The sequence below is a fragment of the Noviherbaspirillum pedocola genome (assembly GCF_016632335.1).
Classification (GTDB): Bacteria; Pseudomonadota; Gammaproteobacteria; order Burkholderiales; family Burkholderiaceae_D; genus Noviherbaspirillum_A; species Noviherbaspirillum_A pedocola.
In genome coordinates, this window is the sequence record NZ_JAEPBG010000017.1 from 77,528 (window position 1) to 93,874 (window position 16,347).

Genomic DNA, 16,347 nt, shown 5'->3' on the forward strand with positions numbered 1-16,347 from the left:
TTACTTGTTGTCGGCCGCTTCCGGTGCAGCGCTGCCTAGCGCTGCCAGCAGTTGATTGCGCGAGCCGGCATCATGATGCGACACGCCGAAGCCGGCCAGCACACCGGTTTCATCGTAGAAGCGTGCAATGAGGCGCTGTGCGTCGCTGGCATGTTCCCAATTGCCGACTGCATCGCGCGGCGGCGGCAGCAGCGCCAGCGGATAGGAGGGTGTCTTTACCAAAACCGGCGCTGGCTTCATGTCGATCGCCGTCGGCTCGCCGCTCAGCGTTTTTGCGATTGCGCGCGCCGCACTCATCAACGGTGCAATGTAAGGCATCACCGCCGTGTTGCCGCCAGCCATGGTGTACTCGGCGCAATCGCCGAGTGCAAATACATCGGGCGCACTGGTGCGTCCTTCGGCATCGATCAGAATGCCGCGCCCGCAGGCAATGCCCGCCGCACGCGCCAGCGTGGTATTCGGCCGCAGGCCGACCGCGGACAACACGATGTCGGCTTCAATGCTGCCGCCATCGGCCAGCGTCAGGCGCAGTGCATTGCCCGCGCGGTCGATGCGGCTGGCGGTCGTGCCCAGGTGCAGTTCGACACCGCGCGCGATCAATGCCGCCCGCAAACCTTCCGACAATGCCGGCGCGGCGAGCGCCGCCAGCGGCAGCGGGCTCGGGTCGATCAGGGTGACGGCATGACCGCCACCCGCCAGATCATCCGCAAATTCGCAGCCAATCAATCCAGCGCCGAGAATGGCCACGCGTGCCTGCCGTCCAGCCTCGGTTGCCTCGAGGCTGTCACGGAAGCGGGCATAGTCGTCGATATGATTCACCGACATTACCGCATCGGCGGCATCGCCTTCGAAGTTGAGGCGGATCGGGTCGGCGCCGGTGGCCAGCACCAGCTTGTCATAGGAGAGTTGCGCCTGCGACGTCGTCACGGTCTTGGCCGCGGTATCGATATTGCTGATGCGGGTAGAAGACAGCACGGTCGCATTCAGTTGCGTGGCCATCTGCTGCGCACTTTGTGTGAGCAGTTGCGCTGCCGCCTTCTTCTGCGCGAAGGCATTCGACAGCATTGGTTTGGAATAGAAGCCGCCTTCGTCGGCGGTGCTGATGGTCAGCGGAACCGTCTTGTCGATCCGGCGCAGCTCGCGCGCCAGCGTATAACCGGCCATGCCGGCGCCTATGATGAGGATGTCTCGCATCTGGTTGGATTCTTTGCGTCCGCGGCACCATCGGCGCGAGTGAACACCGAGAGGGCCGCAATAAACATGTTCTGAAAACAAAGCCCGGAAGCATGCCGCTTCCGGGCGCCCCGGTTTTCGATCAGGTGTCGATCAGATTTCAACCATCTCGAAATCGGCCTTGGACACACCACAGTCCGGGCAGGACCAGTTTTCCGGAATGTCCGCCCAGCGAGTACCGGCCGCGATGCCTTCTTCCGGCATGCCGACGCTTTCGTCGTAAACAAAACCACATACGATGCATTGGTAAGTCTTCATGATTTCCTTTCGATGAATAGTGCAGGCGGCGTTCAAGCAGCCTTGTTTGCCTGTTGCTCGAGCGCGTTCAGCGCATCGCGATAATGGTTGGCGTGCCTTTCCTCGACCTTGGCCAAGGCGGCGAAGCGCTTGGCTGCCAGTTCGAGTGTGCGGCGGAAAGCGGCGGCATGCTCTTTTGATTCGGCGATCTGCTCATCGAATTCGGCAACTGCCGCCTGGTTGCCTTCCTCAACCGCGAGGTGGCGAAACTTCGGATACATCTCGGTGTACTCGTAGGTTTCGCCTTCGATTGCGATTTCCAGCGCTTTGGCGGGCGTCATTTGCGCCTTAGGATACAGCAGGTCGAGGTGACCGAATGCATGCATGACTTCCTGATCAGCGGTTTCCTCGAAAGCCTTGGCCACGTCTTCTGCGCCAGCGGCCCGTGCCAGCTTGGCGAAATAGCGGTATTTGATGTGGGCCATCGCTTCACCGGCGAATGCGGCTTCCAGATTGGCGATGGTGATGGATTTCGTGTCGTTTGCCATGTTGCGCTCCCTTCGTTCAATTAATAAAGTAAATCAGAATGAATCGAATGATAGCTATTAAAAATAATCCAGTGAAATTGATTGTCTTTATGCATCCAATAGGCGATTTCCTGATTGAAATGAATACGCAAGTTTCACGGGGCAAATGGCCTGTCATCGGCGGAAGCGTCCGTAGAAACCCCTATGATATGCATCAAATGCCTCTGTTAGAATCCGAGGCTTTTGGTTTTAGCTCACAGGAAGGTCGCAGATGCAAACGCCCATGGATCCCAAGGAAGAAATCCGTCAAAAGCTGCGCCAGGCGGCGCTTGAATATCATGAATTTCCGACCCCGGGCAAAATCAGCATCACCCCGACCAAGCAACTGACCAACCAGCGCGACCTGTCGCTGGCCTACTCCCCCGGCGTGGCCTCGGCCTGCGAGGAAATCGTCGCCGATCCCGCCAACGCTTTCCGCTACACCGCCCGCGGCAACCTCGTGGCCGTCATCTCCAACGGCACCGCCGTGCTCGGCCTGGGCAACATCGGCCCGCTCGCTTCCAAGCCGGTCATGGAAGGCAAGGGCGTGCTGTTCAAGAAGTTCGCCGGCATCGACGTCTTCGACATCGAAGTCAACGAAACCGACCCCGACAAGCTGTGCGACATCATCGCCGCGCTCGAACCGACCTTCGGCGGCGTGAACCTCGAAGACATCAAGGCGCCGGAATGCTTCACCATCGAACGCAAGCTGCGCGAGCGCATGAAGATCCCGGTCTTCCATGACGATCAGCATGGCACCGCCATCATCGTCGCCGCCGCGCTGCTCAACGGCCTGAAGGTCGTCGGCAAGGATCTGCGTGAATGCAAGATGGTCGTCTCCGGCGCCGGCGCGGCCGCGCTGGCCTGCCTGGAGCTGATGCTGGATTTGGGCTTCCCGAAAGAAAACATCTGGGTTACCGACCTGGCTGGTGTGGTCTACACGGGCCGCAAGGAATTGATGGACCCGGACAAGGAACGCTTCGCGCAGGACACGCCGGCACGCACGCTGGCTGAAGTCATCGGCGGCGCCGACATCTTCCTCGGCCTGTCCGCCGGCGGCGTATTGAAGCAGGACATGCTCAGGCAAATGGCGCCGCGCCCGCTGATCCTGGCGCTGGCCAACCCGACGCCCGAGATCCTGCCGGAAGAGGCGCGCGCCGTGCGCGACGACGTCGTGATCGCCACCGGCCGTTCGGACTATCCGAACCAGGTCAACAATGTGCTGTGCTTTCCGTACATCTTCCGCGGCGCGCTGGATTGCGGTGCGACCACGATCACGCGCGAAATGGAAATCGCTGCGGTGCATGCGATCGCGGGTCTGGCGCAGGAAGAGCAATCCGACATCGTGGCCACGACTTATGGCGTGACCAACCTGTCCTTCGGCCCGGAATATCTGATTCCGAAGCCCTTTGATCCGCGCCTGATGGAGCGCATCGCGGTAGCGGTAGCCAAGGCTGCCGAAGCCGGCGGCGTGGCGTCGCGGCCGATCACGGACTGGCAGGCGTATGTCGATCGGCTGCAGCAATTCGTGTACCGCAGCGGCACCTTCATGAAGCCGGTGTTCGCGGTAGCGAAGAAGGCGCCGATGGAGAAGAAGCGCATCGTGTATGCCGAGGGCGAGGAAGAGCGTGTCCTGCGCGCGGTGCAGGTGGTAGTGGACGAAGGTTTGGCGCGGCCGATCCTGGTGGGCCGTCCGGCGATTTTGGCGCAGCGCATCGAGCGTTTCGGCCTGCGCCTGAAGCCGGGTACGGACTTCGAAGTCATCAATCCGGAATACGACGCACGCTATCGCGACTACTGGCAGACCTACTTCGGCATGACGGCGAGGAAAGGCATCAGCGAGCAGTACGCGAAGCTGGAGATGCGTCGCCGGCATACGCTGATTGGCTCGATGATGGTGCACAAGGGCGATGCCGACGGCATGATCTGCGGCACCTATGGCACGACCGACATGCACCTGAAATACATCGATCAGGTGCTGGGTCGCCGTGAAGGCGTGAATGTCTACGCCGCGATGAACGGCCTGATCCTGCAGGATCGCCATGTCATTCTGGTCGACACGCATGTGAACGAGAATCCGAGCGCGGCGCAGCTGGCCGAGATCACGATGCTGGCAGCTGAAGAAATGCGTCGCTTTGGCTTGATGCCGCGCGTGGCCCTGCTGTCGCATTCGAACTTCGGCACGTCCAACAGTGAGTCGGCGAAAAAGATGCGCGACACACTGGCGCTGCTGCGCGACATGGCGCCAGACATGGAAGTCGATGGCGAGATGCATGGCGACATGGCGCTCAATGCCGCGGCGCTAAAAGCCAGCATGCCGGACACCACGCTGACCGGCGACGCCAATCTGCTGGTGCTGCCCAATATCGAGTCGGCCAATATCTCGTACAACCTGCTTAAGACCGCGGCCGGCAGCGGTATCGCCATCGGCCCGGTACTTCTGGGTTGCGCGAAGCCGGTGCATATTCTCACTCCGTCGGCTACCGTGCGTCGCATCGTCAACATGACGGCGTTGTGCGTGGTGGATGCGGTGTATCAGCGTTAAGCCATTCGACTGGAAAGCTGTGAATCGGCCGCGCTTCGGAAGGGGCGCGGCCGAATTCGTTTACTGCAGCCTGATCGCGATGGCGCAATCTGCGGGTGGAGCAATACCGGTATTGGAAACTGCGCTGGGCCACGATGCGGCGCGCCATCAGGAAACCATCGATGCGCGTTGCACTGGCCCGCAAAAAGAAAACCCGCGCTTAGGATTGGAAGCGCGGGTACTTTGAACGCCTGGACAGGCATGAATTGCTGGGGTGGTGCCGAGAACCGGAATCGAACCGGTACGCCATTTCTGGCGCGGGATTTTGAGTCCCGTGCGTCTACCTGTTCCGCCATCTCGGCAACGCAGGCGCGATTATCCCCGATTTGGCGCTGGCCGGCAACTTGTGAACGGCTGCGATGGCAACGTCCGGACGGCGCTCGCTGCCGTTGCGGCCGCACCGGTCTGCATCACGGTATATGTCTTCGCCGCCGGATCAGACCTTGATGGCGCGGCTCGAGCTCCATGTCCCGCGCTCAGCGGTCGCAATAACAGTTTTCCGACGTCTTCGGCACCAGCTGACTGCTGTCGAATGCTGCTTCGGTCGATATCTCCAGCCGCAGCTCGCCGATGCCTATCACGGGGCCGCCTCGCGGCGCACTGGAGCCATTCACCCGCACCAGTGAAACCGTCACTTCGGACAACTGCGCATCCGTCATGTTGGCCAGCACCTCGGTAGCCGGATATTCAACGGCGTTGGTGCCGTGATGCGCCGCTGTCGTGGCTTCAAAGGCGCCAAGCGTGCCGAGAAAATAGCGCTGCTTCACCGACGTCGCATCACCGCTCGCCGGCAGGTTCAGGTACAGGTTATAGAAGTAGCCGCCGTTCGCGCCGAGCGGCCGCAGCGCCAGGCCATCCGCCACCACGATCACCGATCTCGTCCCGCCGGCTGCGGCCGTGGCAGCCGCGCCTGCCGTCGCCGCGCTGACTCCTGCCGACGCCGCGCTGCTGATCTGCCGCAGGGCGGTGCTCGCGATCGGCAATTGCACGCTGAGCGAGTTGTCGCCGAGACTTACGTTCCTTACACCGCCGAGCGAGCGGCGCGTACTGGAGATCGTACGGGCCGCGGAGGGCGCGAAGGTCGCGGTGGCAGGACGGTTCAACATCGTGCTCATCTGCGCCTGTACCAGCTTGATTGATGACGCGCCCGACACCGGCGGAAGCGAACTCGGCTTGTTGTCGTTGGCATAGTCATAGTTCAGCCAGCCCGGATAGTAGGCCAGATAGCGCGGCATCGTCAGGTCGGAGGCATAGGTGAAGGTGCCTGCCCAATACGGTGAGCTGTTGGTCGACGAATACGGATTGGCCGTGGGCGGAATGCCTTTCCCATCCGGCAGCGCCCAGGCGTGCCACAACCTGTCGATATTGCAGTGATGCAGGTAGAAGATCGGATCAGTCGGCGAGGTCATCACATTGGCCATGAAATTGCCGATCAGGTTGTGCACCGGGTTATGCGGCGCCGACTCGAGCTTGGGCTCGAAGGCATTGGTTGTGCCGCGCTGGAAATTCCAGACCGTAGACGCAAACGGTGACAGATCCAGCGCGTTATAGACATTGGTGCCGCTGCGCGCGACATACAGGGGATTACCGCTTGCCGGGTCGGTGAATTCGCTAGGGATATTCGGATTCGTGTAGTAATCCCAGTAAGGCAAGGCCAGATTCGGATCGCCGGAAACGATCTGCAACTGGCGCTCGAAGTAATACATATAGCCGCGATGCCATGCAAGAAAATAAGCGGTGTCATGCGGGCAATAGTTTCTGTGCACATTGATCCAGTATTGCCAGGAATTACGTGAAGTCGATGTCGTATTTGCCTTCATTGTGCGTACGGCATTCAAATACGACGAGTACTGGCTGGAAACTTTGAATTGCTGCCATTCAAGGCGGATCCGCGTTGTCGTCTGACCGTAGGTGAAGCGTGGCAGGCTGCCAAGAGCCAATGCTGATGCGCTACCCAGAACAAAATTGCGCCTATTGATTCTTGCGTTCAACATGAAATGCTCCTTGCGTCTGAAAATGGGCCTGAGCGTCCCCTGGCTAATGGATTTGAAACGGCTTGATAAGATGGGAATCAAATCAGCGTATGTAGCTCCTCGACAATGATCAAATATAAAAAACTGATTGATCAGTCATTGCTGAACAGGATTTTTTATCCATGTAACAAAGACACCAGAACGCTGTTGGGAATTGATCGATTGCAGCGGTCATTCGAAAAAATCGGCGCTCTGAATCTTCGAATTTCGTAGCCAAGCAGGACGGAAGCTGCGAGCTTTTCGGTCGATTTGAAGCGGATCAAATATTTCGAATGCGTCTGTATTCCCATTCGATTCAGATCCTAGGAGAATCCCCGGAAGCGGAGGGTGAAGATGAATGTGCCGAAACATGGTCGATGGGGAAACAGGGAATGGAGCATACAATCGAGGCCGCGGGTTCTTTCGGGAATCATTTCCGTTGAAACACGCGTGGCACTGCTGATTTTTCTGCTACTGAGTGAAGCGGTAATTGTCAAATTCACCCTGCATCCGCAAGCGGAAGGATATGACGGCAGATATGCAATACTCGGTCGCGCTGTTTTTCCAATATCGCTTTATTTCATCATTGCCATCTCATTGATAAACTTTGCGCGGATGAAAACTTTATGGCGCGCACTGATCGATGCCAATCGAAGTCATCACTGGCACATTGCCACGATCCTGCAATTGTCCTGTTTCGGGATATTCCTTCTTTCGGCAGCTCATCTGATACCGAGCAGTTTCAGCACAGCGCCGATAGCTGATTCCAATAGCGCATTGCGCTGGGATATTCTGCTGGCGATCGGCGCAGTTTCAACGGCCGGTCTCTCATTCAAGATAATTGCCCCACATTCCTTCTGGCGCGGATTCTTCGGTAACCAAAAAATGGCGATGCTGATTGCTCTGGCATTTTCCTGCCTGAGCTTCGGATTCGGCGTATTCATGCAGCAGTCGTGGGATGTACTGGGCCAGCCGACCATGCAGGTTTCCACGCTTCTGCTCAGGCTGCTGTATAGGGACGATGTTATCGTCGACCTCAATGCTCAGCTGCTGGGAACGTCGCGATTCACAGCGGCAATCGGATATCGCTGCTCCGGTTATGAAGGCATTGGAATGATCGTTGCCTTTATCACCTGGTATTTGTGGAATTTCGGCAAATATTTCCGATTTCCGGCAATTTTTTTACTGTATCCGCTTGGCATAACGCTCATGTGGTTATTCAACACGGTGCGTATTGCCGCGCTGATCGCCATCGGCAGCTCGGTTTCGCCACAGCTTGCAAAGACCGGCTTTCATTCCAATGCCGGGCTCATCAGTTTCGTTATCGTTTCCTTCGGCATCATCTGGCTTACCAGGCGCAGCCGAGTTTTCGAACGTGGTGACAGGGGTCTGGAAATTCGCACCGATTCCGAAAATGTCATGCTCATTCCATTCCTGGTAATGCTGGCAACTACCTTGTTCAGTTCGGCATTTTCCACGGAATTTCAATGGCTGTACCCGCTGCGCACAATTGCAACCGGATTGACGATACTCTGCCTATGGAAACGATTCGCGCTGGCACCGCTTTTGCCGAAAATGTTCCCGGTGTTTTGCGGCACTGCCGCATTTCTTGTGTGGATAGTCCTGATTCCGCCATCGGTCGTAAACGATCGCTCGTTCGCTCAAGCGCTTTTCGCCGCGCCGGAAAAAATTGTCATCGCATGGGTGGCATTTCGCTTTCTGGGTTCAGTCATCATCGTGCCGATTGCGGAGGAGTTGGCATTTCGTGGATATCTGTTCCGTATTTTTGGCATCGAGGCCCGGAAAAATGCGGATCACGTTGCAACGCGCTGGCTGGCAATTATCGCAATTGCGTTGGCATTCGGCATGCTGCATGGAAACTGGATTGCTGCGAGCATTGCCGGAATGTTGTACGGAATTGTGCGGCTGCGATCGGGACGAATCTGGGATGCGGTCGTTGCTCATATGACTACGAATTTTCTGCTTGCGCTACATGTCCTGCACTCGGGGCATTGGTCCTATTGGCAGTGAGACTTTTCGGGTGTAGCGCGCCTGTGAAATGTCTGGGGTAGGTTGAACCATATCAAAAGTGGCCGTTAACGGTCCTCTATATTCGGTTCAGGGAGGTTCTTTTAATTTGGAGGAATGATCATGCTTAGGAAAGCGATTTTCATTGCAGCGCTCTTGGCGCCGGTAGCGGTTTTCGCCGCGCCAAATGAACATGCTCTGGCAAATGCCAATGAGCATGCAAGCTTCAATGCTCCCGAAATAGATGGCAGCAATCTTCTGCTCGGAATTGCATTGGTAGGAGGCGTATTGGGTTTTCTCAGGAAATCCCGTTAAACAAGGAATTCCTTCGGTCTTTTCGAACGGAGAATTCCGCGAAGTATTGCAACGCCCGGTTAGCGCTCGGCAAGCCTTGGCGCATGAAAAACCTGTGCGCGTTCGTTTCCGCGCGTGCCGCCTGACTGGATGACGTGGCAGCCCGATGCAATGCATGGGGAGCGGTCTGGCACGGTTCAACTTGTGGCACGCGCTTTCGACGGCGATACGTCTCGTGTGGCTTGTGCATGCGACGACAATGCATGGCCATCACACCGCGCGCATGGCCGCGACATAACGCAACTGACATAGCGCAACGATCTCCGCGCCGATTGCCGACATCAACTCAGGCTAGCCACGGCGCGGCCAAGCGCAAGTCAGCCCCGGACAACCGGAAAACCAGGCTGCCCGTGTTCCGGCGGATCATCTCTTACGTGCCACTCGCCGATGGCGCGTCCGTGGACACTTCAATGCGAAGCTCGCCTATGGAGAGCACTTGTCCGCGCGGGCCATTGCCGCCATCCACACGTACGAATGAGACCGTGAGCTCCTGCAGATCGGACGCGAGCAGTCCAGCCAGCGTATCCGTGGCGGCATACTCGATGCTCCCGCTTCCATGCTGTTGCGCGGCGCTGAGCTCAAAGGGGCCCACGGTGCCGACAAAGTATTTCTGACTGTCGCCAGCGTCGCCGCTGGGCGGCAGATTCACATAGACGTTATAGAAGAAGCCGCCATTCGCGCCGGCGCCCGTGAGACGCGGATTGTCCAATATGAGCTTGGCCGAGCGCAGGTCGCCTGCTGATGCAGAGGCGCCGGCGGCCACCGCTGAACGCAAGGTATTCAAATTGGAAGGCGTCAGCGGAATGCGTGCGCTGACGGAATTTTCAGTGAGGGCGATGCCGGCCACGCCGCCGAGCGAGCGGTTGGTCGCGGAAATCGCCCGTGCCGCGACGGCTGGGAAATTGCCGATCGCCGGGCGTGTCAGAAGCGCTTGCATTTGTGCCTGCACGAGTTTGAAGGAGCCGTCGGTCGTGGTGCTGGCCGAAGGAGGCAGCGAGCTGGGCTGCGTGTTGTCGGCATTGCTGTAGTTCAGCCAGGTCGGTGTATAGGTCAGGTAGCGCGACAGGTTCAGATTCGATGCATAGGTGAACGAGCCGGACCAGTAGGAACTGCTGGTGGAGGAGTTGTACGGGTTGCTGGTATAGGGCACGTTCTTGCCCCCGGACAGCGCCCACGCATTCCACAGCCTGTCGATGTTGGCATGATGCAGATAGAAGATCGGATCCAGCGGCGCGGTGCTGACATTGGCCATGTAGCCGCCGATGAGGTTGTGCACCGGGTTGTGCGGCGCCGATTCTATCGATGGCTCGAAGGCGTTACTGGTGCCGCGCTGGAAATTCACGACAGAGGAAGCGAAGGGCGCAAGTGTCAGCGCATTGTAGACATTCGTGCCGGCGCGTTGCACGTAAAGCGGATTGTTCGTCGCCGTATCGGTGAATTCGGACGGAATGCGCGGGTACTTGTAATAGTCCCAGTAAGGCAGGGTCAGGTTCGGGTCCTGGGAAATCGTGCGCAGCTGCCGCTCGAAGTGGTACAGGTAGCCGCGGTGCCAGGCAAGAAAGTACGAAGCATCGTGCGGACAATACTTCTTGTGCACATTGCTCCAGTATTGCCACGAGCCGTTGCTGTTTTGATTGGTGTTGTTGCGCATGGCACGGATCGCGTTGATATAGGAGGCATATTGCGGCGTCGTCTTGAACTGCTGCCATTCGAGACGCGTGTATTTGGTCTGGGCGTGGACCAATGGTGGAAACGATGCGATGGCGATTGCCGAAGCGGAGCACTTGATGAAGTCGCGCCGCGTGACGATGAATGAGGCCATGTGTAGCTCCATGAAGATGCCAGTTGAGGCACGGGAGATGCCCTCGAAACGGAGCATCCTTCCCTGGATGGTTCTCCCTTGATCGAAGCTCGAAACCCGATGTTCTTCACCTGAGCTGCATCAGCATGGCCGCAGACAATGTGATGCACGTAGCTTGTCAAAACGCCGGTTGATAAAGCAGTTGCAGCAAGTAGGAGCCGTATCCATTCTTCTTCATCGGCTGCGCCAGCCGTTCCAGTTGCGCCGCATCGATATATCCACTGCGATACGCAATCTCTTCGGGGCAGCACACCTTGAGGCCCTGACGCTTCTCGATCGTGGAGATGAACTGCGCTGCATCCAGCAGCGATTCGTGCGTACCGGTGTCGAGCCAGGCCATGCCGCGTCCCATGATCTCTACACTCAGCTGATCCGCGTCCAGATAGGCCCGGTTGACATCGGTGATCTCCAGCTCGCCGCGCGCCGACGGCCGTATGCCTGCCGCGATGTCGCAGACGACGTTGTCATAGAAGTAGAGGCCCGTCACCGCATAGTTCGACTTCGGTTGCGCCGGCTTTTCCTCGATGCCGATCGCGCGCTGGCGCGCATCGAACTCGACCACGCCATATCGCTGCGGATCGGCGACGTGATAGGCGAAAACCGTGGCACCTTCCTGCCGGGAAGAGGCAGCGTTCAGCTGCCGTTCGAAATCGTGGCCATAGAAGAGGTTGTCGCCGAGGATGAGCGCGGCGACATCGCCACCGATGAACTCCCTGCCGATGAGAAAAGCCTGGGCCAGACCTTCCGGCGCAGCCTGCACCGCATAGGAGAGGGACAGACCCCATTGCGCGCCATCGCCCAACAGCGCATGGAAGCGCGGCGTATCGGCCGGCGTGGAAATGATGAGGATGTCGCGTATGCCCGCCAGCATCAGCGTGCCGAGCGGGTAATAGATCATCGGCTTGTCATACACCGGCAACAGCTGCTTGGATACCGATGTGGTAACAGGGTAGAGGCGCGTGCCCGAACCTCCCGCCAGGATGATGCCTTTGCGGCGTAGGCGGTCAGGAGGCGTATGCATGACAACGGACTCCTTCACAGATGTCCTGCGCAAGCCTTCGCATGCGCATGCAGGGCGCCCGCGAGGCAGTCGGATCCGGCGTCGCGCTGATCGGTGCAGGCGCGCACCAGATGGAAGTCACGGGTACAGCAATAGGCGGGGCTGATTTCCAGTTGTTTCAGTGCGCCGGCTTCAAGCAGCGGCCGGGCGCGCTGCAGCGGCAGCCATGCATAACCGGCTTTTTCCCGCAACGCGGAGAGCATCATGTCCAAGTTCCTCACCCGCAATGGCGACTGACCGCGACGCACGGCTTCCGCGCCCGGCGTGCGCAGCGTTGCCCGCGGCGTATCGAGCATGATGCGCACATGGTTGGCCAGATGCGTCCAGTTCAGCAAACCGCTCATGCGCGTCAGCGGATGTTCCGCGTCAACCACGGCGACATAGTCCACGCTCACCAGCTTTTCAGCGATGAGGCCCAGCGGCGCCTGCGCGCAGATAGCGAGATCGACGGCATCGTTGCAAAGCGCCTGCTCCAGCTCATCGTCGCCGCCTTCCTGCAACATGACCCGTATGCCAGGCGTTGACCTGGAGATTTCCTCGATGGCTGCCATCACGAAATGCTGCGGGCATTCGTGATGCACCATCAGCCGCAATTCCTGTTTCCATCCCTGGCGCATCTTTTCCGCGAGCGCTTCAAGTTCGATGGCGCTGCGTATCACATTGCGCGATTTCTCCAGCAGCGCCCGACCCTCGCGCGTGACCTGCGCCTTGCGGCCTTCCACCCGCAACAGCGGTATGCCGAGCTGTTCCTGCATCTTCGCAATGGTGTAGCTGATCGCCGACTGGCTGATATGCAGCTTCTCGGCCGCCGCGGAAAAGCCATTGCAATCTATGACGGCATGCAGCACCCGCCACTGCTTGAGGCTGATGCGCATCTTTACCTTGTCATGCAGCCGAGTGTTGCGTGTGCCGCTGAATTCCTTCCAGGCATTCAGCGTCAGATCGCCATCATCATCCAGATCAACGGGTTTCATCGCTTGTCATCACTGAGACAAAAATCGTATCCGTGCCAATTCTTCATCGAGGCGGCGCGGCCTGCCCTTGTGCCCGCAGGTCGCGGGCTACGCATCGCTGCGTGAATGTTGTCCTTGAAAAAAGAATAAGGCGGGGTTCCGGCTATCGATTTAATGTATGTCAATCGCGACGGATTGCATGATCGTTGTTCGCAACAGTGTTCGTATGTTGATCATCGTTCTTCTGCAAGCAGGCGCGAGATCGCTTGCGGCAGCAGGCATAAAGCAAGCCGATCGATCGCGCCGCGTCACCGCGCTTTGATCAGTTTTTCATGCTATTCCGTGCTTGCCCTCGCCCGTAGAATGTGTCCCGCACCGGAAAGTGTTTGATCAGCGGCTGCGCGATTCATTGCAGCGCGAATGGTGCACTGCGCGCGTCCTAAGCACCATGCATGCCGGCGCGCTTGCACAGCAGCGATGCGATGGCGACGTCCGTTGAGCACAGCCTGGAGCCATGCCCGCGCCATCCTCGCAAGCTGAGCAGCCGGGCGTGACGGCGCCGTCCGATAGGGGCGCGGCAGCGCGCCGCGCAAGCCGGCAGAACCAGTCAACCAAACCAATAACGGGTTCATCATGTTCTCTACGAAGCGACTCGCGCGGCCCGGCGTATCGGGTTCCACCATACTCGGATTGATCGCCAGACAGCTACGACGCCACGCCGCATTGCTCTTGGTCCCGGCCATCGTCGCATGCAGCTCGGTTGCCCCGGGACCACAGTTCAGCGGCAGCGTCGCGCAGAGCGGCGCCACGGACGCCGCGCAGCCTCCTTCCACCGAGATCAAACCGATTACGTCCAAGCTGCTGCAGGATGAAAAGGCGAACAAGACCGCTCGTTCCAGCGCCAATCTCAATGCGCTGATGGCGTCGCCAGTGCCGTACACGATAGAGAAGGGCGACATACTCAACGTGATTGTCTGGGATCATCCCGAGCTCTCGGGCGGCATGAACGCCAATCGCGCCATTTCGACCATGGCCGCCATGGACATGCCGGCGAATCAGATGCCCGGTTCCACGTTCACCGTCGGTCACGACGGGTCGATCCAGTTTCCCTACGTGGGCGTATTGAAGATCGCAGGACTCACCGAGGACCAGGCGCGCGAAATGCTGACGAGTCGCCTGGGCCATTACATCAACAAGCCGAATGTGACCCTGAGCGTGCAGTCCTATCGCAGCAAGCGCATCTACGTCGACGGCGAAGTCAAGACGCCGGGCGTGCAGACCATCAACGATATTCCGATGACCCTGCTTGAAGCGGTCAATCGCGCCGGTGGCTTTCTTCCGAGCGCCGATCAAAGCCAGATCATGCTCAATCGCGGCGGCAGCATGTACCACATCAATCTGCCGGAGCTGGTGAAGACCGGCATGGATCCGGCCGAGATCATGCTCTCCAGCGGCGATGTCGTCAGCGTGCTGTCGCGCGACCAGAGCAAGGTATTCGTCTCCGGCGAAGTCATCGTGCCGCGCGCGCTGCAGATGCATAACGGTCGCCTGTCGCTGAATGAAGCGCTCGGCGAAGCTGGCGGCATCAATCCGCAAAGCGGCGACGCGCGGCAGGTGTATGTGATTCGCCGGCAGTCCAACAAGCCGGAGGTGTATATGCTCGATGCGCAGACACCGGACGCGCTGGCGCTTGCCGAAGGCTTCGAACTCTATCCGAAGGACATCGTCTATGTGGCGCCGACCGCGCTGACCAACTGGCATCGCACCATCAGCCAGATGCTGCCGGGCGCGCTGGGCGGCGTCGTCACGAGCGCGATACCACAGGCCCACTGACCACAGGCCCGCTGAGTCAACGTCGTTCCCGTACCGCGGTGCAGGGCGTGGCCGCGGCGGCGGGAAAGCTGCAAGCCGAAAATCGGCTGGGAGGAATGCATTGACCTTGAAGAAAAACATCCTGGCGAGCTGGGTCAGCCAGGTCTACGTCTCTGTGGCCGGCATGCTGATGGTGCCGTTCTACCTGCGCTACATGGGCACCGAGGCGTATGGACTGGTCGGCTTCTTCGCCATGCTGCAGGTATGGTTCCAGCTCATGGACCTGGGACTGACCCAGACCATGAGCCGGGAAGCGGCGCGCTTTCGCGGCGGCGCGATTGATGCGCTGAGTCTGCGCCGGCTGTTGCGCTCGCTGGAAGCGCTGTTCCTGCTGGTGGCCATCGCCGGCGCGCTCGCCATCGGACTTGCCGCGCCGCGCATCGCCAGTGACTGGCTGCAGGCGCGGCACATCGATATCGATGAGGTGCGTTACGCGGCCGTGCTCATGGGCATGCTGGTTGCGCTGCGCTGGGTGTCCGGCTTGTATCGCGGCGTCATCAGCGGCTTCGAAGCGCTAGTCTGGCTCAATGCCTGCAATGCCGCCATCGCCACCGCGCGCTTCATGCTGGTCATTCCGCTGTTGATGCTTGTTGGCGGCACGCCGCGCGTGTTCTTCAACTTCCAGCTCGTCGTGGCCGTGCTCGAACTGGGGCTGCTGGTGTGGCAGACCTACCGTCTGCTGCCACAAGCGGGCAGCGCGCCGCTGCGCTGGGACTGGCGAGCGCTGGGCGGCTTGCTCAAATTCTCGATGGGCGTGGCCTTCACCAGCACGATATGGGTAGCCATGACGCAGCTCGACAAGCTGATGCTGTCCAAGCTGCTGCCGCTGGATGATTACGGTGTCTTCACGCTCGCGGTGCTGATCGCCAGCGCGGTCACGCTGATCGCCACGCCGATTACCTCGGCGCTGCAGCCGCGCATGGCGCAGGTGGCTGCGAGCGGTCGCGCGGAAGAGTTGATCGGGCTGTATCGGCGCGGCACGCAGATCGTTGGCCTGATCGCGGCGCCGGCAATGCTGGTGCTGGTGTGCTTTCCCGAGCAGGTGCTTGGCATCTGGACCGGCAATGCCGCTGTTGCGGCCAGCGCCGCGCCGATACTGCAGCTGTATGCGTTCGGCAATGGCGTGCTCGCCTTTGGCGCCTTCCCTTACTACCTGCAATTTGCCCGGGGCGAGTTGCGCTTGCATGTGATCGGCAATGTGCTGTTTCTCGTCATCCTGCTGCCGGCGCTGATCTGGGCGGCGCAGCGCTATGGCGCTCTCGGCGCCGGCTATGCTTGGGCCATTTCGAATCTCGCTTATTTCCTGTTGTGGATACCGCTGGTGCACCGGCGCTTCATGCGCGGCTCGCACTTCGACTGGCTGCTGCACGATGTCGCCGCTGTCGTCGCGCCGCCGACGGTCGCGGCATTCATGTTGCGCGGCTTGATCGCCTGGCCGCAGAACCGCTTTTCCGCGCTGTTTTTGCTGGTGGCCATCGGACTGGCACTGATGCTGTTGTCCGGCCTCGGCGCATCGTCGGTGCGCCAGATGGTGCAACGCCGTTGGCGCCTCGGCATTCCGGCCCTGAGCATCAAGAGGAGATAGAA

Annotated in this window: 12 protein-coding genes and 1 tRNA gene; 5 read left to right on the forward strand and 8 right to left on the reverse strand. The window is 59.4% G+C overall.

Annotated elements, in window-relative coordinates:
* From JJB74_RS26225 to JJB74_RS26235, 3 genes are all read right to left on the reverse strand, one after another.
* On the reverse strand, positions 1 to 1,194 hold the full coding sequence (locus JJB74_RS26225) for an FAD-dependent oxidoreductase (RefSeq protein ID WP_200597085.1): 1,194 nt from the start codon (positions 1,192 to 1,194) through the stop codon (positions 1 to 3).
* A gap of 132 nt (positions 1,195 to 1,326) precedes the next feature.
* On the reverse strand, positions 1,327 to 1,491 hold the full coding sequence (locus JJB74_RS26230) for a rubredoxin (RefSeq protein ID WP_200597087.1): 165 nt from the start codon (positions 1,489 to 1,491) through the stop codon (positions 1,327 to 1,329).
* Between the two features lie 32 nt (positions 1,492 to 1,523).
* On the reverse strand, positions 1,524 to 2,018 hold the full coding sequence (locus JJB74_RS26235) for a rubrerythrin family protein (RefSeq protein ID WP_200597089.1): 495 nt from the start codon (positions 2,016 to 2,018) through the stop codon (positions 1,524 to 1,526).
* A gap of 250 nt (positions 2,019 to 2,268) precedes the next feature.
* Here JJB74_RS26235 and JJB74_RS26240 point away from each other — a divergent pair, with 250 nt between their 5' ends.
* Entirely contained in the window at positions 2,269 to 4,581 is a 2,313-nt protein-coding gene (locus JJB74_RS26240) for an NADP-dependent malic enzyme (protein WP_200597090.1), read from the forward strand.
* Positions 4,582 to 4,835: 254 nt separating this feature from the next.
* Here JJB74_RS26240 and JJB74_RS26245 read toward each other — a convergent pair.
* Positions 4,836 to 4,922 (reverse strand) — tRNA-Leu (locus JJB74_RS26245).
* A 174-nt stretch (positions 4,923 to 5,096) separates the two neighbouring features.
* Positions 5,097 to 6,614, reverse strand: a complete 1,518-nt coding sequence (locus tag JJB74_RS26250; protein WP_200597092.1) for a tyrosinase family protein — start codon at positions 6,612 to 6,614, stop codon at positions 5,097 to 5,099.
* Positions 6,615 to 7,082: 468 nt separating this feature from the next.
* Here JJB74_RS26250 and xrtE point away from each other — a divergent pair, with 468 nt between their 5' ends.
* The gene (xrtE, locus tag JJB74_RS26255) at positions 7,083 to 8,663 is read left to right on the forward strand and encodes an exosortase E/protease, VPEID-CTERM system (protein WP_200597094.1); all 1,581 of its coding nucleotides are present in this window, start codon (positions 7,083 to 7,085) and stop codon (positions 8,661 to 8,663) included.
* Between the two features lie 120 nt (positions 8,664 to 8,783).
* Positions 8,784 to 8,975, forward strand: a complete 192-nt coding sequence (locus JJB74_RS26260) for a hypothetical protein (RefSeq protein WP_200597096.1) — start codon at positions 8,784 to 8,786, stop codon at positions 8,973 to 8,975.
* 409 nt (positions 8,976 to 9,384) lie between these two features.
* On the opposite strand, the gene JJB74_RS26265 is transcribed toward JJB74_RS26260, so the two are convergent.
* The 3 genes from JJB74_RS26265 to JJB74_RS26275 all read right to left on the reverse strand — a co-directional run bounded on the left by JJB74_RS26265 (position 9,385) and on the right by JJB74_RS26275 (position 12,909).
* Complete coding sequence (locus tag JJB74_RS26265; protein WP_200597098.1) at positions 9,385 to 10,836, reverse strand: tyrosinase family protein; 1,452 nt, start codon at positions 10,834 to 10,836, stop codon at positions 9,385 to 9,387.
* 157 nt (positions 10,837 to 10,993) lie between these two features.
* Positions 10,994 to 11,896, reverse strand: coding sequence for a glucose-1-phosphate thymidylyltransferase RfbA (gene rfbA / locus JJB74_RS26270; protein ID WP_200597100.1), 903 nt, complete (start codon positions 11,894 to 11,896; stop codon positions 10,994 to 10,996).
* A 14-nt stretch (positions 11,897 to 11,910) separates the two neighbouring features.
* Positions 11,911 to 12,909 carry a LysR family transcriptional regulator gene (locus JJB74_RS26275; protein ID WP_200597102.1) on the reverse strand — a complete coding sequence of 333 codons (999 nt, stop codon included), beginning with the start codon at positions 12,907 to 12,909 and terminating at the stop codon, positions 11,911 to 11,913.
* Between the two features lie 612 nt (positions 12,910 to 13,521).
* Between JJB74_RS26275 and JJB74_RS26280 the strand changes: the two genes are divergently transcribed.
* Positions 13,522 to 14,721 (forward strand): polysaccharide biosynthesis/export family protein, encoded by a 1,200-nt coding sequence (locus JJB74_RS26280; RefSeq protein ID WP_200597104.1) that lies wholly within the window; start codon positions 13,522 to 13,524, stop codon positions 14,719 to 14,721.
* Positions 14,722 to 14,827: 106 nt separating this feature from the next.
* Positions 14,828 to 16,345 (forward strand): lipopolysaccharide biosynthesis protein, encoded by a 1,518-nt coding sequence (locus JJB74_RS26285; RefSeq protein WP_234484872.1) that lies wholly within the window; start codon positions 14,828 to 14,830, stop codon positions 16,343 to 16,345.
* Positions 16,346 to 16,347 lie beyond the last annotated feature (2 nt).